Raw genomic sequence first — 23,382 nt, 5'->3', positions numbered from 1 at the left:
GTATACGGTAAATAGTTAGTACCGTGCTTTTCACCTAAAACCATGAGATAATCCCTTTGTAAAACTAAAAGTTTTTTAAAGGAGGATCTTATGGATAAGATCACACGTCAGGTCCGCATTGAACATTGGACCCAGATCATGAATGAATGTTTGAACAGCGGTATGAATAAAACTGAATGGTGCCGGGCTAATGGGATCTCAGACAAACAATTCTTTTACTGGCAAAGGATTCTCAGAAAAGAAGCTTTTGCTGCTTCGACATCAAAGGACCTTTCGGTTATCACAGACCCGGCAGATGAAACCAGCCCACAAAAGATTTCGTTCGCAGAGATCAGCATTCCAATAAAACAGGAGTCTGTCAGAAATGGATTCCATCCGGATATCATCCTCCGAAAAGGACCGGTCTCTGTAGAGATATCCAATTCCGTTTCAGCAGAACTCCTGTCACGTATCGGAGATATCTTTCATGCTGAATGATGCTTCCGGGTTCCGCAGGATCTATCTCGCTACCGGCTACACAGATCTGAGACGTGGTATGGAGGGGCTTGCATCCATTATCAAGTTCAATTTTCAGCTGGATCCGTATCAAAAAGATATTCTGTTCCTGTTCTGCGGAAGACGTACTGACCGCATCAAAGGGCTGGTCTGGGAAGGCGACGGCTTCCTGCTTCTATACAAAAAACTGGAGTTGGGTGCATTCAACTGGCCCCGCACAAAAGAAGAAGCATTGGAGATCACCCCAGAGCAGTACCAATATCTCATGCAGGGACTGGAAATTGTTGCACGCCATCCGATCCAGGAAGTCAGACCGGATAAGATCTTATAAGATCCTGTGCAAAACAGAGAAAATAAAAAAACATCTTCCAATCATCATAAGTCCCGAAAAAGAGTTATCCACTTTTCATAATTCCGCTGCCTTCATTTATTCAGGAGTACTTTCAGGCCCCTTTGCAGGGCTTGTGGATAAGTACTCTGAAAAGCCCGAAAAACTAATAGTTTTTTGAGTTTTTCATAGTATTCATCTATTAGTAAAAATGACGAATACCCTGTCTGCCTGATTCGCTTTTTCTTTATCTTTGCGTTACAATAGGAACATCAGGTAAAGGAGAACGGCATCCATGGCAAAAGTATATACAGAAGAAGAACTGAATAATTTCAGCAGGGAAACACTTATGGCAGTCATCCTGTCCATGCAGGATCAGATTCACCAGCTGAATACAAACATGGAGCGCCTGATCGAGCAGATCGCTGACGCAAACAATAAGCGTTACGGCCGTTCTTCCGAAAAACTGGAAACGATCTCCGGACAGCTGGAACTGGAGCTTATATTTAATGAGGCTGAAGCACTTACGGAAACACTGTATGTAGTTGAGCCTGTTGAGGAAGATGTGATACAGCCGCGTCGTAAAAATAAAGGAAAACGGGAGGCAGCTCTAAAAGATCTTCCGATTGAAGTGATCGTCCATACCCTGTCAGAAGAAAAACTCCAGGATGTCTTTGGCACAGATGGATGGAAACAGCTTCCAGACGAGATATATAAAAGGGTACGTGTGCAGCCGGCAGTCTATACTGTTGAAGAACATCATGTGGCAGTCTACGCTGGTAAGGACAACCAGACAATCATAAAAGCGGACCGTCCGAAGAATCTGCTCCGTAACAGCCTGCTCACTCCGTCACTTGCGGCAAGCATCATGAATGCCAAGTACGTAAACGGGCTTCCTCTTTACAGGATCAGCCAGGAATTCCTGCGGAATGACATCCATATCTCCAGACAGGTCATGGTAAACTGGATGATCCAGTGTGCGGACAGGTATCTGGGAATCCTTTATGACCGGCTCCATAAGGAGATGTATCAGTTTCATGTACTTCAGGCTGATGAGACTCCAGTCATGGTCACTAAGGATGGACGGCCGGTAAACAGTAAAAGTTACATGTGGATCTATCGGACCGGAAAGAGTTATGCGGATACTCCGATCATCCTGTATGAATACCAGCGAACCCGAAAAGCGGACCATCCGGAAGAATTCCTGAAGGATTTTAAAGGGATCGTAGTATGCGACGGTTACTCTGCATACAGGAAGCTGGACAGGGAAAATCCAGACATCGTCTTTGCCGGCTGCTGGTCACATGCAAGGCGCAGGTTTGCGGAGGCATTGAAAGCCCTGCCGAAAGCAGCACAGAAAAATGCGAAAGAGACTGTAGCTTACGAAGCAGTCAGCCGGATCGCAGCAATCTATCATCTGGACAACCAGATGGAGGGACAGCCTGCAAAAGTCAGAAAGATGTACCGTCAGGCCAATATCAGACCTCTTGTAGAGGCCTTCTTTGCATGGGCAAAAGAGATCCAGATTAAAAATCAGCTTTCCAGAGGAAAGACTCTGGATGGGATCAACTACTGTATCAATCAGGAAGTTTCTCTGAAAGCCTTTCTGGAAGACGGTGATATTCCTATGGATAACAATGCGACAGAAAGTGCTCTGCGTAGCTTTTGTCTCCATAAGCATACATGGAAGCTGATCGACAGTCTGGATGGCGCAAATGCCAGTGCTATTATCTACAGCATCACAGAAACGGCAAAAGCTAACAATCTGAATCCTTTTCGGTATCTTGAACATGTCCTGACTGTATTGAAGGACCACCAGGATGACAGGGAATATAGTTTTATAAATGATATCCTGCCATGGTCTGAAAAACTTCCAGCAATATGCCGGAGCAAAACAAAAGCAACTAATATTTAAAACCTTGCCGCCGGAAACGGCGGCTTAAAGTTAGAGCAGTACGGATAGTTTACCGTATACGAAAGAAAGGTCAAGGGGTGTAGAAACAAGCATTTTGTCGACCTGCAACAATTACAAGCCTCGTTGGAAAAGCAATGGGGTGTTTTTTAACCGGTTTTTTGGTGGATTCGTTTTGAGAGCAACTTTGAAATCAAATTTTGTTGCTTCGGCAATGAGCTGTTCTATCATAGAAATCTCTCTGTTGAGGTTGTAGAAGGTCTTTTGAATGAGGAAAATACAGGTTTATAGCGTTAGTGTAAACCACTCTTCTGAAGGTTAGCGATGACTTGTAACTAAAATAGCGACAAAATAAATTAAAAACTAAGATCAGTCTCTAAATAATTGATATTCTATGTGAAAGAGCGTATAATATAAGTACAAGAACAGGAGGCGATTATATGCTGGATGTAAATATGATAATTGCAAACAACATTCAGGCTGAACTGAAAAAAGAAAACAAAAAGCAGGTTGATCTGGCAGAAGGAATTGGAGTCTCCAAACAGACAATGAGCAAAATTATGAATGGTGCAAGAGCAATCAATGCGATTGAACTTCATAAGATTTCTGAATATCTGCATGTGTCGATGGATTCTCTGATGAAGATGCCAGAAAAGCCGATGGATACGAATGTGATTCATGCGTTTATGGGGCGTGTTAAAACAGAAGAAGCAAGAAAGGGAATCCGGCTTGCGGATGAACTGTCCGACATGATTCTGTTCCACACTAGGGCATGCGAGAATGGCAAAAAGATGGAGCAGCTCTGGGAGGATAAGTGATGAACAATGTTCTGAAAGATAGCCTTTTTGTAAGCCAAAACAGGAAATTTGATGAAATTCAATCTGTTGTCAGGCAGTTTTCGGCAGAGTATGTCGGTAATTCTATTATCAAAGATAATATTTTTGCTGTTATACAGAACTATGCAAGAAAGAAAGAAATTGCACTGGAACTGCTTCGTTTTCCAATTCATGATGATGAATTATGGGCATTGACTTTTTTGAAGCAGGATACGATTTTTGTGTGCGTAAATACGGCACTTCCACTATGTAAGCAGTTTTTCGCTGCGTCGCATGAATTGTACCATATCTACTGTTATGTAGAAAATGCAGACCAGAGCTATATAAAAAATGGTTCTATGCTGGATTCGGCAACAGGTGATGAAACAGGAAGAACACAGGAGGACTTGGAAGCTAATGCCTTCGCAGGTCTGCTTTTGATGCCGGATCAACTTCTCCATGAGCAAATTCTACTGTATGGAATTGATAAAGATTTGGTTTCGGTAGATTCCGTTTTGATACTTATGGATATGTTTGCTATGCCCTACAAGGCAGTTGTACTGCGCTTGTTTGAAAGTGGAAACATATCCCACCAGCAGGCTGAAAAGCTGCTGGAGATAAGTTCTGCGAATGTAATGAAAAGGGCATCACTGATAGGTAAGGCAAAGCGCTGGCAGCTTGATGGCAGGGGAACAGAATCTTTTGGCACACTCCTTGAGAAAGTTGAGTATAACAGACAGCATGAGTATCTGACAGAATCCAGAGAAAATGACGATGTGGCTTACATTACTCAACTGAAAAAAGAGTACGGTTTGGATTGAGGGGTGTCAAAGCGAAGTGAAAAAATATGCACTGCTAGATACCGATTTCATTTCCAAAACGCACTCTGTTCAAGATGGCGGCGATAATCATTTGATTGACCGGGTCATGGAATTGCCGGAATATGTGTTCTTTTGTCATGCGCAAATCGTAACAGAACTTAATCGGTATAATGCTGATGCGCCAATCTGGTTGAGCGAAAAGATTGGCGCGCAAAAGATAAAAAGCTACACAGATCAAGAAATTCTTGAAAGCCTGTCACATGTACGAGGGCCGCTGGCGTGTGCGACTTATACACAGATGTTAAAATTGGCCTGTGATGTTTTTTCTAAAGATTACTTTTCGGAACATTATCGAGCATTGGAAGATGCTGATTACACGGCGATATCGAGAGAGGATTATTTGAAAGAGCTTGAACGACTCGATATCGAAGTGGGCAAGAAAAATAATCTTGGAGAAATCAAGTCTTTTGTGCTGTTGCAGGTCTTGTCGGTGATGCTTGGGGAGCAGATTTATGTGTTCTGCTCCGATGACCGAAATGCTCGGAATGGCGCTACAAATTTTGAAGATGTTCGATGTATTAGTCTGGTATCGGTATTCTCGCGTTTGAAGGAGGAAGCAAACTGGACGTTTGAAGATGCTGAGCCGTATATTGAATCGCTCATTGCATTTTATCAAGATCATCACCAAACTACTTTCCGAGTAATGGAAGCGTCTGAGGTTAGAAGATTGCAACGGATACCATGCAGACAGGTGTTGCAGGAAATCTTTAACGGAAAATTTATTGAATTGAAAAATGGTATGTTGCGGTACAAGCGGTAAGTGAAAACAGGTTAAAGAATACCAACAATCACATGTCTAGTTGGGAAACCAGCGGAGAAAGTTATTGCAATGATAGAAGCAAAGAGTTCAGTAAAAACAGAAACATCTTAAAAAGTATACAGAGTATATTGCGAAGAAAAATCTCATATGCTATAATGCTCGCAGGCAAAAAAGAATTAAAGTGTTTATAACAAAAAAATCAAAAGCCCTCGAAGTTGCAGCTTCCAGGGCTTTCTTCTTATTTCATTTTTTATTACAGTGGACAAGGAATCATCAGGTCAGAGCTCCGCTGTTTGTAGTATAGACGATAATTGTTGATTTTATTACGCAACAGGAATATTCAGTTAGGCTTACGCACAACAGAAAATTCTCATTCAATGCAGAAAGGGGCGGTTTTATGAGGCAGGATACACTGGAGGGCAGAGCAAAAACGAAAAACGGTGTCATTCGATTATGCTTTTCGGTGCTTTGTATTTTATTGGAAGCAGCTTTTATCATTATCGTGATCACAAGGCTGAATGAATATGCGGAGATCGTTAATCTGCTGACCAGAGTCTTTGCAGGAATTCTGGTTCTGGCACTATATGCATCCGATCAGACCTCTTCCATGAAAATGCCGTGGATCATTCTGATACTTGTGTTTCCAATCATGGGTGTAGCACTGTATCTGCTGATCGGATTAAATGGCGGAACCCGTAAAATGCGAGAACGATATGCGGATATCGACAGAAAGCTTCTGCCGCTTCTGCCGGACAATCGGGAAAAACTGGAAAATATCAAAAACAAAATCCCCAAAGCAGGAAATATCAGTGAGTATATTTGGAAAAATGCAGGTTATCCCGTATACCAGAATACGGATATTGTTTATTATGATGAGGCGGTAAAGGGATTAGAAGCACAGTTATCAGCACTGTCAAAGGCTGAAAAGTTTATTTTTATGGAATACCATGCGATAGAAGATGCAGAGGCCTGGAAAAAGATCCAGAAAGTGCTGGAGGAGCGTGTACAGGCAGGCGTGGAAGTGCGAGTATTTTATGATGATATGGGCTCTATTGGCTTTATTAATACGGATTTTGTAAAAAAGATGGAGCAGATCGGAATCCACTGCCGGGTATTTAATCCGTTTATGCCGGGTCTGAATGTATTTCTGAACAACCGTGATCATCGAAAAATAACCGTGATCGATGGAAAAGTAGCTTTCACAGGCGGCTATAATCTGGCAAATGAATATTTTAATTACACCAATCCTTACGGACAATGGAAGGATACCGGGATCCGTCTTGAAGGCGATGCAGTTCAGTCGCTGACAGCAACATTCCTTGAAATGTGGAATGCAGCCAATGACAGGAATAATAATGAGGATTTCAGCAAATATTTTATAAGATCAGAATATAAGGCAGCTCAGAACGGATTTGTACAGCCTTATGCAGATAGTCCAATGGATGATGAACAGGTAGGAGAGGAAGTTTATATCAGCATGGTCAACAAAGCTGAAAAATACTGCTGGTTTATAACGCCATATCTGATCATTACGGATGAAATGACACATGCGCTGTGTCTTGCTGCAAAGCGGGGGATTGATGTCAGGATCATTACACCGGGAATCCCGGATAAAAAAATGATTTACAGTGTTACACGTTCCTTTTATCATGGACTGGTTAAAAATGGAGTGCGGATCTACGAGTGGACACCTGGCTTCTGTCACGCCAAGATGAGCGTGGCAGATGACTGTATGGCAACCTGCGGAACCATAAATCTGGATTACAGAAGTCTTTATCATCATTTTGAAAACGGATGCTTTATGGCAGACAGTCCGGCTGTGTTATCCATAAGAAATGACCTGGAAGAAACAATGAAGGAATGTCGGGAAGTAACAGAACAATACCGTACAGGACGCAGTGCATATCTTCGTCTGGGACAGCTTTTCATGAGATTGTTTGCAGGATTATTGTAAGGAAGAGGTGTAGATCTATGTGTACAGCAGCAACGTATCAGACAAAGGATTTTTATATGGGAAGAACTCTTGACTATGAGTTTTCCTATGGGGAAGAGGTGACCATAACCCCAAGAAATTATGAGTTCGATTTCCGATATGCAGGAAAAGCAAAAACACATTATGCTTTCATAGGAATGGCGTTTATAGCAGGAGATTATCCGCTTTATTATGATGCGGCTAATGAAAAGGGACTAGGTATGGCAGGACTTAACTTTGTGGGGAATGCGGCATATGCAGAGGAAGCGACAGAGGCAGATAAGGATCTTGTCCAGGTGGCGCAATATGAATTTATTCCATGGATCCTTACCCAGTGTGCTTCGGTGGCTGAAGCAAGGAGGATGCTTTCCAATATGAAGCTTATGGGAACACCCTTCAGTGGACAGCTTCCAACGGCACAGCTTCACTGGATGATCGCAGACAAGGAGGAATGCATCGTTGTAGAATCCATGAAAGACGGAATGCACATCTATGACGATCCTGTTGGCGTACTTACAAATAATCCTCCATTCCCCGGTCAGATGTTTGCACTTAACAATTATGCGGGTGTATCCAGAAAGCAGCCGGAAAGTACATTTGCAGGAGTGCTGGAGTTGGATCCATACAGCAGAGGAATGGGCGGAATGGGAATTCCGGGAGATCTTTCAAGCCAGTCAAGATTTGTAAAGGTTGCATTCACAAAATTAAACGCAATATCCGGAGATGGGGAAAACGAAAGTGTCAGCCAGTTTTTCCATATTTTAGGCTCTGTTGATCAGCAGCGGGGATGCTGTGAGGTATCAGAGGGCGCATATGAGATCACGATCTATACTTCATGCTGCAACACGACAAAGGGAATCTATTATTATACCACTTATGATAATCACCAGATAACCGCAGTAGATATGTATGCGGAAAACCTTGATTCAGACAAGCTGATCCGTTATCCGATCATATTAAACGGTGAGATCCGATGGCATAATAAATAAGAACAGGATTTTTACAGAAGATAATGAGGTAGGAAGATGGAAAATTATTCAATAGTATTCAGCAGCTTAACCGGTAATACAAAAAGCTGCCAGTCAGCCGATCGTAGTGTATACAGAGATTTGACTTTACAGCAGAGAAAAATATCAAGTATAATACTATAGCATTATTAAAAATCCCTTCCGGGAAAACAGAAAAACCACAATGATAAAGGAATATAACAAATGAGTATTTTAAATGTAGAACACCTGACCCACGGGTTTGGAGACAGAGCGATTTTCGAAGATGTATCTTTCCGGCTTCTTAAGGGAGAACACATCGGACTTGTAGGCGCTAATGGCGAAGGAAAGTCCACATTTATGAGTATCGTGACCGGAAAACTGATGCCGGATGAGGGCAAGGTAGAGTGGGCAAAAAATGTCCACGCAGGCTATCTGGATCAGCATGCAGTTCTGGAAAAGGGGATGACCATCGGCCAGGTGCTGAAATCCGCTTTTGATCCTCTCCTCAAAAAAGAAGAACGGATGAACGAGATCTGCGACAAGCTGGGAACTGCAGATCCTGACGAGATGGATGGTCTGATGGAAGAGCTTGGAACGATCCAGGACGAACTGACACTTCATGATTTTTATGCGATCGATGCCAAAGTGGAGGAGGTTGCCAGAGCTCTGGGCCTTCTGGATCTGGGGCTTGACCGTGATGTTACGGATCTAAGCGGCGGACAGAGAACCAAGGTACTTCTTGCGAAGCTTCTTCTTGAGAAGCCTGACATCCTGCTTCTGGATGAGCCTACCAACTATCTGGATGAGGAGCATATTGCATGGCTGAAAAGATATCTTCTGGATTATGAGAATGCCTTTATCCTTATTTCCCACGATATTCCCTTCCTGAATTCTGTAGTTAACATTATCTATCATATGGAAAATCAGGAACTGAACCGTTATGTAGGAGATTACGATCATTTCCAGGAGGTCTATGCGGTCAAGAAGGCACAGCTGGAGGCTGCTTACCGCAAACAGCAGCAGGAGATCAGTGAGCTGAAGGATTTTGTAGCAAGGAATAAGGCCCGTGTTTCCACAAGAAACATGGCTATGTCCCGCCAGAAAAAGCTGGACAAGATGGATGTGATCGAGCTGGCAGCAGAGAAGCCGAAGCCGGAGTTCAAATTCCGTTATGGCCGAACACCAGGAAAGATGCTTTTTGAGACACATGACCTTGTGATCGGTTATGATGAGCCGCTTTCCAAGCCACTGAATTTTACTATGGAGCGAGGACAGAAGATCGCACTGGTGGGAACCAATGGAATAGGAAAAACAACACTTCTTCGAAGCCTTCTTGGACTGATCAAGCCTCTTTCCGGAAGTGTGGAGCAGGGCGAGAACCTTGAGATCGGATATTTTGAGCAGGAAGTTAAAGGTGAGAATCGAACTACCTGTATCGAAGAGCTCTGGCAGGAATTTCCGTCATTTTCCCAGTATGAAGTGCGTTCCGCACTGGCAAAATGCGGCCTGACGACCAAGCATATTGAGAGCCAGGTACGAGTTTTAAGCGGTGGTGAGCAGGCAAAAGTGCGTCTTTGCAAGCTGGTGAACCGTGACACCAATATTCTTCTTCTGGACGAGCCTACCAATCATCTGGATGTAGATGCAAAAGACGAGCTGAAAAAAGCTCTCCGGGAATACCGCGGAAGTATTCTTCTCATCTGCCATGAACCGGAATTTTACCAGGATGTGGTAAATGAAGTCTGGGATATGAGCAAGTGGACAACCAAGATATTCTGATAATGGATATAGATATATGGCAGAAAAGACCGATATAATTCAAAAAGTACAATAAATGGGACATAAAGATGACAGCATAAGGGCAGCAGAGTCTGCCAGACAGAATACAGAGGACAAATAAATGGAAGAAACACAATTGAAAAAATTCAGTATCGTTATGGAGGGCGGCGGTATGCGAGGTTTGTATACAGCCGGCGTGATCGATGTTCTGATGGAAAATGAGATTTATGCGGACAGTGCGGTGGGCGTATCGGCTGGAGCTGTTTTTGGATGCAATTATAAGTCCAGGCAGATCGGAAGAGTTCTTCGCTATAACAAAAAGTACTGCAAGGATAAAAGACTTGCAAGCATCCGGAACTGGATCACCACAGGAGATGTATACAGCCGGGAATTCGGATATTATGAACTGCCCTGGAAGCTGGATATTTTTGACCGTCAGACCTACGCAGAAAATCCCATGAAATTTACAGTGGTGTGTACGGACCTGGATACAGGAAAACCGGTGTATCATGAATGTCCCAACGGAGATGTGGAGGATATTGAATGGATGCGTGCGTCGGCATCGATCCCGGTAGCTTCCCGACCGGTGAAGCTTGGGGGAAAGAGACTTCTGGATGGTGGTGTGTCTGATCCGATCCCTGTTAAGTGGATGCTTTCCCGGGGATACGAAAAAAACGTAGTGGTGCTTACCAGAGATGTGAAGTACCGAAAAAAAGCAAACCCGAAGATGCAGCTTTTTCTGAAAGCAGTATTACATAAATATCCGGCTTTTCTGAAGGATCTGGAGGAACGGCATATCCATTATAATGAAACACTGGAGGAACTGGCTTCTCTGGAAAAAGAGGGGCGCATTCATATCATCCGTCCGAGCAGTCCCATCCAGGCGGCGATGATCGAGCGTGATGAGAGCAATCTGGAGCGGATCTACCAGACAGGAAGAGCAGATATGAAAAAGGATCTGGAGAAGCTGAAAGCCTACCTGGATTCCTGAATCACAGACCGAAACAAAATTCGACTTATACCCCTTTCTATGTTATGATATTGGATATCATTACAACAGAAAGGGGTATTTTCAATGGGAGAAAAACCTCAGAATATAAAACACAGACATATAAGCCTGGGCGTGCTTGCCCATGTGGATGCAGGAAAGACGACATTATCGGAAGGCCTGCTTTTTAAATGCGGAAGGATCCGGAAAATCGGAAGAGTCGATCACAAGGATGCGTATCTGGATACCTATGAGCTTGAGAGGGAGAGAGGAATCACCATTTTTTCAAAGCAGGCAGTTTTTTCCATGGGGGATATGGAAGTGACACTTCTGGATACACCGGGGCATGTGGATTTTTCTGCTGAGATGGAGCGTACCCTGCAGGTGCTGGATTATGCGATCCTGGTGATCAACGGAGCAGATGGTGTGCAAGGGCATACACAGACATTGTGGAGACTGCTGACACAGTATAAGATCCCAACATTTCTTTTTGTAAATAAAATGGATCAGGAAGGAACAGACAGGGAAAGACTTCTTGAGGAGCTGAAGAAGAAATTAAGCGGATGCTGTGTGGATTTTAGTGGAGAACTGGAATGCTCCGGTGCAGAAGCAGCAGGGAAAAAGGAGAATCCTGTGGATAACTCCGGGAAATATCCGTCAGCTGAAGGAATACAGCTGAAAGACAACGCCAGTGAAGCAGAAAAAGAGAATATATCCGGAACGCAGGGCACTTCTGATAAAATAAATGGAACGGATGATTTTCTGGAAAATATCGCCATGTGTGAGGAGAACCTTCTGGAAAGCTTCCTGGAAACAGGAACGATCGCAAAAAAGGACGTGGCAGAGCTGATCCTGGAGCGAAAGCTTTTTCCCTGCTTCTTTGGATCTGCCCTGAAGATGGAAGGCGTAGATGCTTTTATCCATGGAATGGAGACCTACATGGCAGTACCGTCCTATCCCGCAGAATTCGGAGCCAGGATCTTTAAGATCGCCAGAGATGAGCAGGGAAACCGTCTCACTTATATGAAGATCACCGGCGGCAGCCTGAAGGTTAAGGAGACGCTGACCAATGCAGGAAGAAATGGTATTCCGGCAGAGGAGATCTGGGAGGAAAAGGCAGATCAGATCCGTATCTATTCCGGTGCAAAATTTGAAATGCTCAAAGAGGCAGAGGCAGGAACCGTCTGTGCAGTTACAGGTCTTACCGAAACATATCCGGGAGAGGGGCTTGGCATTGAGGCGGATTCTGCCATGCCGGTGCTGGAACCGGTACTGAATTATCAGATCATCCTTCCGGAGGGCTGTGACGCCCACAGGATGCTGAAAAGCCTGAAGGAGCTGGAGGAGGAAGAACCGCAGCTTCATATCATGTGGGATGAGCAGCTGGGAGAGATCCACGCCATGCTGATGGGCGAGGTACAGATCGAGATCCTGAAGCATCTGATCTGGGAGCGTTTTCATGTGGCAGTAGAATTTGGGACCGGTAATATCGTATACAAAGAAACCATTGCCGCACCGGTGGAAGGCGTGGGACATTTTGAACCGCTTCGTCATTATGCAGAGGTGCATCTTCTTCTGGAACCGGGAGAGAGAGGAAGCGGACTGCAGTTTTTTACTGCGGCAAATGAAGATCAGCTGGATCGGAACTGGCAGCGGCTGATCCTGACACATCTGGAGGAAAAAGAGCATCTGGGAGTCCTTACCGGATCACCCATCACCGATATGCAGATCACACTTCTCACCGGGCGGGCACATCAGAAGCATACGGAAGGTGGAGATTTCCGGCAGGCGACCTACCGTGCTGTGCGCCAGGGCCTCAAGAAAGCGGAGACAGTTCTTCTGGAACCCTATTACAGCTTCCGACTTGAGGTTCCGGCAGAAAATGTAGGACGTGCCATGACGGATATCCAGAGGATGCAGGGAACCTTTCAGGGGCCGGAAACCCAGGGAGAGCTGTCGGTGATCACAGGAAGTGCGCCGGTGGCAAAAATGAGGGATTATCAGAGCCAGGTAGTTTCCTACACAAGAGGCAGAGGTCATCTGACCTGTACTCTGAAGGGCTATGAACCCTGTCAGGATCAGGAGCAGATCGCAGAGGAGATCGGATATGATTCCGAGAGAGATCTTGAGAATCCTACAGGCTCTGTATTCTGTGCCCATGGAGCAGGCTTCGTGGTTCCCTGGTATGAGGTAGAAGAATATATGCATCTGGAAGGAGCTCAGCTTCCGGACAGTAATGATGCCTATGAGGATTCCGACAACAGCTTTGCAGGAGTGCGTGCAGTTCAGGGAACAGCCAAAAACAGTCCGGATCACAGAACAGCCAATGCCGGCCGTGGAAAATATACCTCCATGTATGGAAGCTACGAAGAGGAAAAAGAACTGAAGGCAATCTTTGAGAAAACCTTTGGTCCGGTGAGCTCAAAGAAATACAGCAATAACAGCCGAAGCTTCGGAAATTCGGAAAGCGGAAGCAGCTTTTCCGGGAAGGGAGGCAAAGGTGCAGCAGATTCCGGCCTTCCGGCAAAAACCGGTCACGGCGCCTGGAGAAACAGCAGTCCGGCCATCCACAGAGAGGACTATCTGCTGGTGGACGGCTGCAATATCATATTTGCCTGGGAGGATTTAAGAGATCTGGCACAGGCAGACTTTCATGCGGCACAGTCCAGGTTAATGGATATATTAAGCGATTATCAGGGGATCAAGGGCTGCATCCTGATCCTGGTATTTGATGCCTACCGTGTAGAGGGCCATCCGGAGGAAACCTTCCAGTATCATAACATTCATGTTGTTTATACAAAAGAAGCGGAAACTGCAGACCAGTATATTGAACGCACTGTCCATAAAATTGGACGGAAGCATAACGTGACAGTTGCCACATCAGACGGACTGGAGCAGATCATCATTATGGGACAGGGAGCCGCCAGGATCTCAGCGCGCGGATTCAAAGATGAGATCGCTTCCGCAAAACAGCAGATGAGAGAAGAATGGCAGGAGCGCAGAGACAACAGCAAAACCTATCTCTTTGACAGTATGACACCGGAACTGAAATCTCATATGGAAGACATCCGTCTGGGAAGAAAGAAAAAAGAAGAATTATAACAAAAAATATATGCCCTCATTGTGGGCATATTTCACAAAAATAAAAAAGCTTTTTGAATTCTTTTGCAAATAAATGGGAAAAGTAGTAAAATAAGGATAGAATCCTCAGTGAGAAGCTCCTTGTCTGGATATATAACCTGGCAGGGAGCTTTCATTAGAGCACAATAAGCGCCAGGATAACAAAAGAAAAGTAAAAAAATGAAAGGAAGTGGAAGAATGTTTGAAACAGGCGAATATGTTGTGTATGGTCGTACCGGCATCTGCCAGGTAACAGGAGTTACCACAATGAGGGTGGATGGTTCCTCCGGCGAGAAGCTTTATTATGTACTGAGGCCCGGAGGAGAAACCGATGGGAAGATATTTACACCGGTGGAAGGTGGAAAGCAGGTGCTTCGCGGAATCATTACGAGGGAAGAAGCGGAGAGGCTTATCGATGAGATCCCATCCATTGAGACACTGAGTATTGAGAATGAGAAATTCCGGGAGGATAGCTACAAGAAATGCATCCGTACCTGTGAATGCAGAGATCTTCTTCGAATCATCAAGACGATCTACGTCAGAAAACAGGCCAGATTATCTCATGGCAAAAAAACAACCGCTACAGACGAACGGTATCTGAAGCTTGCAGAGGATCATCTCTATTCTGAATTGTCCATGTTACTGGATATCCCCAAAGAACATATGGCAGATTATATTGAACAGCGAGTAAACCAGAAGAAGGAAGCCGAAGAACAGGTATGTGCTGTTTGACAAAGCAGAGCGTATCTGCTATGGTATTTCCGGTAACCTTCCAGAACTCTGTATCTGTGACAGAAGCTTCACAGGAAGTGGAGAACAGATTCAGAATCAGTCTGAATGTTATAAAGAAAAGGAGATGCCAGAGAAATGAGAGAACAGCTTACCCGCAAGGATGTTGAAAAAATAGAGCAGGAGATCGAACACCGTAAACTGGTAGTACGTAAGGAAGCCATTGAGGCGGTCAAGGAGGCACGTGCCCAGGGAGACTTAAGTGAGAACTTTGAGTATTATGCAGCCAAGAAACATAAGAATCAGAATGAGAGCCGCATCCGTTATCTGGAGAGGATGCTGAAGACTGCTTCCATTGTATCCGATGCTTCCAGATCAGACGAAGTGGGAATGGACGATATCGTGGAAGTTCTTTTTGAAGAAGATAATGAGGTGGAGAAGTACAAGCTGGTTACTTCCATCCGTGGAAATTCCATGGAAAACCGTATCAGTATCGAATCGCCTATCGGCAAGGCACTGCGCGGTCATCGTGTAGGAGATCGGGTGGAAGTAAAGGTCAATGATGATTACAGCTATTACCTTGTAATAAAATCCATCGACAAGACCGGATCTGAGGATGAGGAAATCCGCGGATTTTGAACGATATATAGGACAGAGAGATTCTGACGGGAAATCTGTTTCCCGTAGCAGGATCCTCTGTTTTATTTTTTTACACAGATTTTACATTCCGGTGGGGAAAATTTTACAATAGGCCGCTATTATGAAAATCGTTGAAATGAGAAAAAGGAAATCAAACATATCAAAAAGAGAAAGTGAAGGAGAGTATTATGGACTTTTTCAGCGTACTGGCATTGCTTGGCGGCCTTGCTATTTTCCTTTATGGAATGAACTTAATGGGAGACGGGCTTGCGAAGGTTGCAGGCGGAAAGCTTGAGCGGATCCTGGAGACACTTACCTCCAATCCTATCAGAGCCGTTCTTCTTGGAATGGGTGTGACTGCAGTGATCCAGTCATCCTCGGCAACCACCGTTATGGTCGTTGGTTTTGTAAACTCGGGAATCATGAAGCTGTCCCAGGTTGTGGGGATCATCATGGGTGCCAATATCGGTACTACAGTAACCTCATGGATCTTGAGTCTTACAGGTATTCAGAGTGATAACTTTATTATCCAGCTTTTTAAGCCGACGTCATTTTCACCGATCCTGGCACTGATCGGCGTGGTTCTGATCATGTTTACAAAAAGCCAGAAGAAAAAGGACGTGGGAGCAATCTTAGTAGGCTTTGCGATCCTGATGTATGGAATGAATGCCATGAGCGGAGCTGTGGAACCTCTTGCAGAGGTACCGGAGTTTACCGGAATGCTGGTGAAATTTTCCAACCCGATTCTGGGAGTTGTGGCTGGAGCAGTGCTGACAGCGATCATCCAGTCGTCCTCCGCATCGGTTGGTATCCTCCAGGCCCTGTGTCTTACCGGAATGGTACCGTTCAGTGCAGCACTTCCTATTATCATGGGACAGAATATCGGTACCTGTATCACTGCGATCCTTTCAGCCATCGGAGCCAGCAAAAACGCAAAACGTGCGGCTATGGTCCATCTGTATTTCAATCTGATCGGAACCATGCTGTTCATGGCAGTATTTTATGCGATAAATGCAGCAGTACATTTTTCATTTATGACGCAGGCAGCGACTCCGGCCGGGATCGCAATTCTGCACAGTGCCTTCAATATTACGGCAACTCTTGTCCTTCTTCCGTTTGGAAAGGCTCTGGAGAAGCTTGCCTGTCTTACTATCCGCGACAGGAAGGAAGAGCAGGAGAAGGTGGCAGCAGATCCGGATTTCATGATCCTGGAAAGCCGTTTTCTGGAGAAACCTGCATTTGCAGTTGAGCAGAGCAGGAATGCAGCGAAAAAAATGGCAGAGGATTCTCACAGAACTCTGTTTACCGCCCTGGATCTTCTGAAGAATTTCAGCGTGGAAGGAAAGGCTCTGGTGGAAGAAGCAGAGAAAAAGGTAGACCGTTATGAGGATGAGCTTGGAACCTATCTTGTAAAACTGAACCAGAAGGATCTTTCCGTTCATGACAGTCACAGTGTTTCCATCATGCTCCACTGTATCGGTGATTTTGAGAGGATTTCCGATCACGGTGTGAACATCATGGAATCCGCACAGGAGCTTTATGAAAAAGGCCTGAAGTTTTCGGATAAGGCACTGGAAGAGTTACGTGTCATGGAACATGCGGTGGAAGACATTGTAGATATTGCTTACAAGGTTTACGAAAATCAGGACGTGCAGCTTGCGAGAGAGATCGAGCCACTGGAGGAAGTGATCGATGAACTCAGCAAGGAACTGAAGTACCGGCATATCCAGAGACTTCGCGCCGGGGAATGTACCATTGAAATGGGATTTATCCTGTCCGATGTGACTACCAGCCTGGAGCGTGTGGCAGATCACTGTTCCAATATCGGTGTCTGTGTGACACAGGTTCATGAAGATGCTTTTGATACACATCAGCACCTGAAGCAGATCAAACATGGGCCGGACGAAACCTTCTACCGTGAGCTGGAGGTGATCCGGAGTCAGTATCAGCTTCCGGAAATAAAGGATGAGCCGGCGGCAGCCCAGATAGCAGCGGCAGGCAGCCAATAAAAATATATCGAAATAATGCTATGCCCTGGTTAGCTGTATCAGCAGACGGCCAGGGCTTGTGCAGTAAAAAGAAAGCAGTTATACTGAAGGCATGGAACAAAAAAGACCAGACGATTATGAAGTGCCAACGGCAAAAAAATGAACAGAGAGGATATAGAATGATCTACTGTGTGGAAGATGAGAGAAATATCAGAGAGCTTCTTGTCTATACCCTGGAGACAACAGGCTTTGAGGCAGAAGGTTTTGAAACCGGGGCGGAACTTGACACAGCCATGAAAAAAAATCTGCCGGAGCTGATCCTGCTGGACATCATGCTCCCGGGTGAAGACGGGTATAATATTTTGAAACGACTGAAAAGCGATACCAGGACCCGGGATATCCCGGTGATCATGGTCACAGCCAAAGAAGCGGAGTTTGACAAGGTAAAAGGTCTGGAGAGCGGCGCAGATGATTATATCACCAAGCCCTTCGGGATGATGGAATTTGTAGCCAGGGTCAAAGCGGTCCTTCGGCGCTGCGCAAGGCAGAGCGAAGAGAGGGAGCTGCACTGCAAGGGCCTTCGTGTCAATGTGTCCCGTCACGAAGTCAGCTATCAGGGTGAGGTGAAAGAGCTGACCAGAAAGGAATTTGAACTTCTGGAATATCTTATGGAGAACAAAGGACTGGTCATGTCCAGAAACCAGATCCTGTGCCATGTGTGGGGCTATGATTTTGACGGAGAAACGAGGACTGTAGATGTTCATGTACGGACTCTCCGACAGAAGTTGGGGGAAGCCGGAAATCTGATCGAGACAGTGCGTGGCGTGGGATACCGGATCGGAGATCATGTATGAAAAAGAAAATTCTGCATCATACAAGCATTATGATCATTTTTGCTGTTCTTGTCACGTTTCTGGCAGCAAGTGTGGTCACCTACAATAAATTAAACACATACATGCAGCGGGGAGTCCGTGAGGAAGCTCAGTATATCTGCCTTGCCATGGATGAGTATGGAGATTCCTTTCTCACAAAAAAGCTCCAGACAGTATCATCAAGTCGTGTGACCCTCATCCGTAAAGACGGAACCGTTCTCTACGATTCTGAGACATCTCCGAAAAAACTGGCAAATCACAGTGATCGTCCGGAATTTATACAGGCAGAAAAAAACGGAAAAAGCGAAAGTATCCGTTATTCAGAAACCTTTGCAAAAAAGACCTTTTATTATGCGGTGAAGCTGGATGACGGAAACGTGCTCCGGGTGGGAAAAACCGTAGATTCCATATATTCCACATGGACCTCAAGTCTTGCAGTGCTGGGACTTCTGATGCTACTGGTACTGATCCTGGAGTTTGTTTTTGCACAGAGACAGACCAGAGAGCTGATCCGTCCGGTCAACGAGCTGGATCTGGAGCATCCGCTGAACAATGTGTGCTATGAGGAGCTGCGTCCCCTTCTTGTGCGGGTGGATGAACAGAATCGGCAGATCCGGCAGCAGGTAAAAGAACTGAAGGAGGCAGAGGAAATCCGGAAGGAATTTTCTGCAAATGTTTCCCATGAGCTGAAGACCCCGCTGATGTCCATTTCCGGTTATGCGGAGCTTATGATGAACGGCATGGTTCCGGCAGATCATATACAGGAATTTTCCGGAAGGATCTACCATGAATCAATAAGACTTTCCAATCTGGTAGCGGATATCATCCAGCTTTCCAGACTGGATGAAAGCAACAGTGAGGTTCCTTTTGAAGAGGTGGATCTTTATGAGCTTGCAGAAGACGTAAGAAATAATCTCAGACATCCTGCCGGAAAGAAAAATATTTCCCTTGAGCTTGCCGGAAGTACAGAGAAGATCCAGGGCGTCCGCCATGTACTCTATGAGATGCTTTTTAATATTGCAGACAATGCAGTTCGCTATACAGAACAGAATGGTCATGTGCGGATCATGGTAGGCAACCGGAAAGGGCATCCGTTCTACTGTGTGGCAGATGACGGGATCGGAATCCCGAAAAGTGAACAGGGAAGGATCTTTGAGCGCTTTTACCGGGTAGACAAAAGCCATTCCAGACAGACCGGCGGAACAGGTCTGGGTCTTTCCATTGTGAAGCATGGAGCAACGCTTCATCATGCACAGATCAACGTGGAAAGTGAACAGGGAGTTGGAACCAGGATGGAGATCGTTTTCCCGGAGAATACTTCTGACCGAAAATAAACTGAAAATAATCAGTAGGATTTCACGGTGAAGTGTAGTATAATAAAAAAAGGTTCAAAGGCCGGTCGGATGAGAATCTGACCGGCTTAAACTATGTATGGGAAAAAATCCCTGTATTTCTAAAAATCAGGAGGAACAAGATTATGAAAGAGCCGGTTCTGGTAGTAATGGCAGCAGGAATGGGAAGCCGCTACGGCGGACTGAAACAGATCGATCCTGTAGATCAGGAAGGTCATATCATTATGGATTTTTCCATTTATGATGCCGTACGTGCAGGCTTTAAGAAAGTGATATTCATCATAAAAAAAGAGAATGAACAGGATTTCCGCGATGCCATTGGCGACCGCTTAAGTGACAAGGTGGAGATCGTTTATGTGCATCAGGATCTCAACAACATCCCGGAAGGCTTCCAGGTTCCGGAAGGCCGTGTGAAGCCATGGGGAACCGGACATGCGGTATTAAGCTGTGCCGGAGAGATCGACGGACCGTTTGTGGTGATCAATGCAGATGATTATTATGGAACCCATGCCTTTAAGATGGCGTATGATTTCCTGATCCAGGCCCAGGAGGACACCGTACCTGCCCAGTATATGATGGTAGGCTACCGCCTTGAGAACACCCTGACAGACAACGGCTACGTTTCCAGAGGTGTCTGTGAGACAGATGAAAATGGATATCTTGCAGATATCAATGAGCGAACACATATTGAGAAACGTGACGGCGGAGCAGCCTACACAGAGGACGATGGAAAAACCTGGACAAGTCTCCCGGGAGAGACTCCGGTATCCATGAACATGTGGGGATTCACCGGTGGATTTATGAAAGAGCTGGTAAAACGCTTCCCGGTATTCCTTGAAAAGAGCATCCCGGAAAATCCTCTGAAATGCGAATATTTTCTTCCGTTTGTAGTTGACGAGCTCCTTCAGGAAAAAAAGGCAGAAGTCAAAGTCCTTACCACACAGGATAAATGGTACGGAGTGACCTATAAAGAGGACAAACCGGTAGTGGTAGCCGCAATCCAGAATCTGAAGGATCAGGGACTTTATCCGCAGGGACTCTGGGATTAAGTAGTAAACCTGGTTTTCGGCTATTGTGGAAACAAAGGAACAGTGCTAAAATAAACAGGAACAGTTAGATCCAATAGAGGAGGAGAAAAACTATGGCAATTTTAGTAACAGGCGGAGCAGGATACATTGGAAGTCATACCGTTGTAGAGCTGCAGAGCGCAGGATATGATGTTGTAGTAGTTGACAATTTATGCAATTCCAGTGAGAAGGCTCTGGACAGAGTATCCAAGATCACAGGCAAACCGGTGAAATTCTATAAAGCCGATATCCTGGATCGCGATGCATTAAATGAGGTTTTTGACAAGGAAGAGATCGATTCCTGTATTCATTTTGCAGGACTGAAGGCAGTTGGTGAATCTGTTGCCAAGCCGTGGGAGTACTATGAGAACAATATCGCAGGAACCCTTACCCTTGTAGACGTGATGAGAAAGCATAATGTTAAAAATATTATTTTCTCTTCCTCAGCAACCGTATACGGAGATCCGGCAATGATCCCGATCACCGAGGAGTGCCCGAAGGGACAGTGTACCAACCCATATGGCTGGACCAAATCCATGCTGGAGCAGATCCTTACAGACATCCAGAAGGCAGACCCGGAGTGGAATGTAGTTCTTCTTCGTTACTTCAACCCGATCGGTGCTCATAAGAGCGGAACCATCGGAGAGAATCCAAATGGTATCCCGAACAACCTGATGCCATATATCACACAGGTAGCAGTAGGCAAGCTGAAAGAGCTTGGCGTATTCGGAAACGATTACGATACACCGGATGGAACAGGTGTCCGTGACTACATCCACGTAGTAGACCTTGCCAAGGGCCATGTAAAAGCCCTTAAGAAGCTGGAAGACAATTCCGGATTAAGCATCTACAACCTTGGTACCGGAAAAGGCTATAGTGTTCTTGATATCGTTAAGAACTTTGAGGCAGCTACCGGCGTCAAGATCCCATATGTGATCAAACCACGCCGCCCAGGCGACATCGCAACCTGCTACTCCGATGCAACCAAAGCAGAGAAAGAGCTCGGCTGGAAGGCAGAGAACGGAATCCGCGAGATGTGTGCAGACTCCTGGAGATGGCAGAGCCAGAACCCTAATGGATATGAGGCTTAAGGAACAGAAAGCCTAATTACATAAAAGTGATATAAAATACGGCAGACAGCCCCGGAGGGATGTCTGCCGTGTTGCTTTTTTTGAGGGTAAAAAAGTCGCTTATCATTTCCATAAGCGACAAACAGGCCGGAAACCCGTATAAAAGCGGACTTCCGGCCTTGCTTTGACCATAATTCTGACTGCTAATAGCTCAGTTTTTCCATGCACTTCTGCTTTTGTTTTATACTGCTGTGCACATAAATATCCATGGTGATCTTGACGGACGAATGCCCGAGAATTTCAGAAAGTGTCTTGCTGTCAAATCCCATCTCTGTACATCGGGTGGCAAATGCATGCCTGAGAGAATGGATGTTGATGCTGGGGATTTCGCATTGCTGAAGAACCCGCTGGAATTTTCGCTGGATATTTCTGGGTTCCATGCATTTACGATTCGTACTCGTCAGCAGGTATGAATCAGGTTCAGCAGCAATCCGTTCCATTTTTTTCAATAAAAAATCAGGGATTGGAATATCCCTGATGGATGAGACTGATTTAGGAGGACCTATCATTAAAACGGTTTTGGGTTCGTCATCAGATTCACCAGAATAATCAAGATTTTTTATTCGTGAGATCGTTCGTCTTATATGTAGCAGTTTTTCATCAAAATCAATATCTTCCCAGCGAATGCCGCTGAGCTCTCCAACACGGATCCCTGTGTAAATACATAACAGGATGCCGATGGAAAACTCAGAATCCTCAGCGGAGAGAGTCGTGATCAGTTTTGTAAGATTTTCAGAAGAAATAAGCTCGAAAGGACTGGTATTTATTTTTGGATATCGAAAATCCAGTTGTGAAAGATTCAGATAACCCTGCTTCTCACCATAGCGTAAAATACTGTGGAACAGGATCAGAAGATTTTTGATGGTACGTGGCGAAAGCCCCTGACGTTTCAGCTTTTCGGAGAAAGCGTATACAGAAGCAGAAGAGATATATTTCAGAGGTGTATCTCCAAATTCCGGAAGGATATGTGTATCGAGCAGTGTCTCATAGCATGCATAGGTGCTAAGTTTCACTGCATAACGCATGGAAAGCATCCATTCTTCACTGAGATTTCGAAATACGTAGCGTTTTCCGCAAAATTTCCGAGGATTGTTCTGACACAGGATGTCCAGTTTTTTCTGTTTTACAGCTTCATATGTACGACCATACAGATATCCGTACTGGATCCGTCCATTCTGGTCACGACATTTTTCATAACGCGCCTCCCATCTTCCGTCTTTCCTTTTTCTGATATTTTCCCCTTTTCTAGGCATAATCGTAGTCTCCTTTTCGCACTATTATAGCAAAAGTCTGACCATTTTTGTGACCACTAATAAGCGAAAAAAAGGAAAATTTGTCGTATATAAAAAAATCAACCGAAAAAACCTGCATTTTTGGTCGAAAGTGGTGCATTTTTCGCATCTTGACAGCGACAGGGTGCAATGCTATCATTGATTAAGATTCGAGAACTATGCAATTTGAGAGAAAATCACCTGTCGCTTATGGAAATGATAAGCGACAGGAAAAAATAATAATTTAGATAAGTTATATTATAATGATTTTTCTTTGCAAAAAACGGAGAACCAA

19 protein-coding genes are annotated in these 23,382 nt (G+C 45.0%); 18 read left to right on the top strand and 1 reads right to left on the bottom strand.

The genetic code is table 11. The annotated features are described in order from the left end of the window. Nucleotides 1-90 precede the first annotated feature (90 nt). The 18 genes from tnpA to galE all read left to right on the top strand — a co-directional run bounded on the left by tnpA (nucleotide 91) and on the right by galE (nucleotide 21,777). The gene (tnpA, locus tag DWW77_RS07845) at nucleotides 91-477 is read left to right on the top strand and encodes an IS66 family insertion sequence element accessory protein TnpA (RefSeq protein ID WP_059085448.1); all 387 of its coding nucleotides are present in this window, start codon (nucleotides 91-93) and stop codon (nucleotides 475-477) included. Further along, on the top strand, nucleotides 467-826 hold the full coding sequence (gene tnpB / locus DWW77_RS07840) for an IS66 family insertion sequence element accessory protein TnpB (protein WP_118368676.1): 360 nt from the start codon (nucleotides 467-469) through the stop codon (nucleotides 824-826). The genes tnpA and tnpB overlap by 11 nt, the downstream gene beginning before the upstream one ends. A 292-nt stretch (nucleotides 827-1,118) precedes the next feature. Further along, nucleotides 1,119-2,738 (top strand): IS66 family transposase, encoded by a 1,620-nt coding sequence (tnpC, locus tag DWW77_RS07835; RefSeq protein WP_110102857.1) that lies wholly within the window; start codon nucleotides 1,119-1,121, stop codon nucleotides 2,736-2,738. A gap of 437 nt (nucleotides 2,739-3,175) precedes the next feature. Further along, complete coding sequence (locus tag DWW77_RS07830) at nucleotides 3,176-3,553, top strand: helix-turn-helix domain-containing protein (RefSeq protein ID WP_015527351.1); 378 nt, start codon at nucleotides 3,176-3,178, stop codon at nucleotides 3,551-3,553. Beyond that, on the top strand, nucleotides 3,553-4,371 hold the full coding sequence (locus DWW77_RS07825) for an ImmA/IrrE family metallo-endopeptidase (RefSeq protein WP_021652250.1): 819 nt from the start codon (nucleotides 3,553-3,555) through the stop codon (nucleotides 4,369-4,371). The genes DWW77_RS07830 and DWW77_RS07825 overlap by 1 nt, the downstream gene beginning before the upstream one ends. Before the next feature lie 16 nt (nucleotides 4,372-4,387). Then, nucleotides 4,388-5,191 carry a hypothetical protein gene (locus DWW77_RS07820; protein ID WP_021652251.1) on the top strand — a complete coding sequence of 268 codons (804 nt, stop codon included), beginning with the start codon at nucleotides 4,388-4,390 and terminating at the stop codon, nucleotides 5,189-5,191. A gap of 397 nt (nucleotides 5,192-5,588) precedes the next feature. Continuing rightward, nucleotides 5,589-7,145, top strand: a complete 1,557-nt coding sequence (gene cls, locus DWW77_RS07815; RefSeq protein ID WP_118608446.1) for a cardiolipin synthase — start codon at nucleotides 5,589-5,591, stop codon at nucleotides 7,143-7,145. Between the two features lie 17 nt (nucleotides 7,146-7,162). Continuing rightward, on the top strand, nucleotides 7,163-8,152 hold the full coding sequence (gene bsh, locus DWW77_RS07810; protein WP_118608445.1) for a choloylglycine hydrolase: 990 nt from the start codon (nucleotides 7,163-7,165) through the stop codon (nucleotides 8,150-8,152). Between the two features lie 222 nt (nucleotides 8,153-8,374). Then, nucleotides 8,375-9,931 carry an ABC-F family ATP-binding cassette domain-containing protein gene (locus DWW77_RS07805; protein WP_021652255.1) on the top strand — a complete coding sequence of 519 codons (1,557 nt, stop codon included), beginning with the start codon at nucleotides 8,375-8,377 and terminating at the stop codon, nucleotides 9,929-9,931. 121 nt (nucleotides 9,932-10,052) lie between these two features. Further along, a complete protein-coding gene (locus DWW77_RS07800) occupies nucleotides 10,053-10,922 on the top strand; it encodes a patatin-like phospholipase family protein (RefSeq protein ID WP_118608444.1) in 870 nt (289 codons plus the stop codon). Between the two features lie 84 nt (nucleotides 10,923-11,006). After that, the gene (locus DWW77_RS07795) at nucleotides 11,007-14,021 is read left to right on the top strand and encodes a translation factor GTPase family protein (RefSeq protein ID WP_118608443.1); all 3,015 of its coding nucleotides are present in this window, start codon (nucleotides 11,007-11,009) and stop codon (nucleotides 14,019-14,021) included. A gap of 216 nt (nucleotides 14,022-14,237) precedes the next feature. Further along, nucleotides 14,238-14,771 (top strand): CarD family transcriptional regulator, encoded by a 534-nt coding sequence (locus DWW77_RS07790; protein ID WP_286188000.1) that lies wholly within the window; start codon nucleotides 14,238-14,240, stop codon nucleotides 14,769-14,771. Between the two features lie 135 nt (nucleotides 14,772-14,906). After that, the gene (greA, locus tag DWW77_RS07785) at nucleotides 14,907-15,407 is read left to right on the top strand and encodes a transcription elongation factor GreA (RefSeq protein WP_015527340.1); all 501 of its coding nucleotides are present in this window, start codon (nucleotides 14,907-14,909) and stop codon (nucleotides 15,405-15,407) included. A gap of 188 nt (nucleotides 15,408-15,595) precedes the next feature. Next, a complete protein-coding gene (locus DWW77_RS07780) occupies nucleotides 15,596-17,416 on the top strand; it encodes a Na/Pi cotransporter family protein (protein WP_118608441.1) in 1,821 nt (606 codons plus the stop codon). A 158-nt stretch (nucleotides 17,417-17,574) separates the two neighbouring features. Further along, on the top strand, nucleotides 17,575-18,249 hold the full coding sequence (locus DWW77_RS07775; RefSeq protein WP_118608440.1) for a winged helix-turn-helix domain-containing protein: 675 nt from the start codon (nucleotides 17,575-17,577) through the stop codon (nucleotides 18,247-18,249). Continuing rightward, entirely contained in the window at nucleotides 18,246-19,601 is a 1,356-nt protein-coding gene (locus tag DWW77_RS07770) for a sensor histidine kinase (protein ID WP_118608439.1), read from the top strand. The genes DWW77_RS07775 and DWW77_RS07770 overlap by 4 nt, the downstream gene beginning before the upstream one ends. A 143-nt stretch (nucleotides 19,602-19,744) precedes the next feature. Further along, on the top strand, nucleotides 19,745-20,668 hold the full coding sequence (locus tag DWW77_RS07765; RefSeq protein ID WP_118608438.1) for a sugar phosphate nucleotidyltransferase: 924 nt from the start codon (nucleotides 19,745-19,747) through the stop codon (nucleotides 20,666-20,668). Nucleotides 20,669-20,760: 92 nt separating this feature from the next. After that, the gene (galE, locus tag DWW77_RS07760; protein WP_118512885.1) at nucleotides 20,761-21,777 is read left to right on the top strand and encodes a UDP-glucose 4-epimerase GalE; all 1,017 of its coding nucleotides are present in this window, start codon (nucleotides 20,761-20,763) and stop codon (nucleotides 21,775-21,777) included. A 182-nt stretch (nucleotides 21,778-21,959) separates the two neighbouring features. Here galE and DWW77_RS07755 read toward each other — a convergent pair whose 3' ends face one another. Beyond that, nucleotides 21,960-23,069 (bottom strand): tyrosine-type recombinase/integrase, encoded by a 1,110-nt coding sequence (locus tag DWW77_RS07755; RefSeq protein WP_118608437.1) that lies wholly within the window; start codon nucleotides 23,067-23,069, stop codon nucleotides 21,960-21,962. Between the last annotated feature and the right edge of the window lie 313 nt (nucleotides 23,070-23,382).

Source organism: Ruminococcus sp. AF17-12 (assembly GCF_003479245.1).
Taxonomy (GTDB): Bacteria; Bacillota; Clostridia; order Lachnospirales; family Lachnospiraceae; genus Blautia_A; species Blautia_A fusiformis.
The sequence above is the reverse complement of the archived record's forward strand: the minus strand, read 5'-3'. Positions and strand labels throughout refer to the sequence as shown.

Coding starts and splice junctions, on each gene's coding strand:
- DWW77_RS07830 (WP_015527351.1), top strand. CDS start 3,176: ATGCTGGATGTAAATATGATAATTGCAAACAACATTCAGGCTGAACTG.
- tnpB (WP_118368676.1), top strand. CDS start 467: ATGCTGAATGATGCTTCCGGGTTCCGCAGGATCTATCTCGCTACCGGC.
- cls (WP_118608446.1), top strand. CDS start 5,589: ATGAGGCAGGATACACTGGAGGGCAGAGCAAAAACGAAAAACGGTGTC.
- bsh (WP_118608445.1), top strand. CDS start 7,163: ATGTGTACAGCAGCAACGTATCAGACAAAGGATTTTTATATGGGAAGA.
- DWW77_RS07770 (WP_118608439.1), top strand. CDS start 18,246: ATGAAAAAGAAAATTCTGCATCATACAAGCATTATGATCATTTTTGCT.
- DWW77_RS07790 (WP_286188000.1), top strand. CDS start 14,238: ATGTTTGAAACAGGCGAATATGTTGTGTATGGTCGTACCGGCATCTGC.
- tnpC (WP_110102857.1), top strand. CDS start 1,119: ATGGCAAAAGTATATACAGAAGAAGAACTGAATAATTTCAGCAGGGAA.
- DWW77_RS07765 (WP_118608438.1), top strand. CDS start 19,745: ATGAAAGAGCCGGTTCTGGTAGTAATGGCAGCAGGAATGGGAAGCCGC.
- greA (WP_015527340.1), top strand. CDS start 14,907: ATGAGAGAACAGCTTACCCGCAAGGATGTTGAAAAAATAGAGCAGGAG.
- tnpA (WP_059085448.1), top strand. CDS start 91: ATGGATAAGATCACACGTCAGGTCCGCATTGAACATTGGACCCAGATC.
- DWW77_RS07825 (WP_021652250.1), top strand. CDS start 3,553: ATGAACAATGTTCTGAAAGATAGCCTTTTTGTAAGCCAAAACAGGAAA.
- DWW77_RS07775 (WP_118608440.1), top strand. CDS start 17,575: ATGATCTACTGTGTGGAAGATGAGAGAAATATCAGAGAGCTTCTTGTC.
- DWW77_RS07800 (WP_118608444.1), top strand. CDS start 10,053: ATGGAAGAAACACAATTGAAAAAATTCAGTATCGTTATGGAGGGCGGC.
- DWW77_RS07780 (WP_118608441.1), top strand. CDS start 15,596: ATGGACTTTTTCAGCGTACTGGCATTGCTTGGCGGCCTTGCTATTTTC.
- DWW77_RS07795 (WP_118608443.1), top strand. CDS start 11,007: ATGGGAGAAAAACCTCAGAATATAAAACACAGACATATAAGCCTGGGC.
- galE (WP_118512885.1), top strand. CDS start 20,761: ATGGCAATTTTAGTAACAGGCGGAGCAGGATACATTGGAAGTCATACC.
- DWW77_RS07755 (WP_118608437.1), bottom strand. CDS start 23,069: ATGCCTAGAAAAGGGGAAAATATCAGAAAAAGGAAAGACGGAAGATGG.
- DWW77_RS07805 (WP_021652255.1), top strand. CDS start 8,375: ATGAGTATTTTAAATGTAGAACACCTGACCCACGGGTTTGGAGACAGA.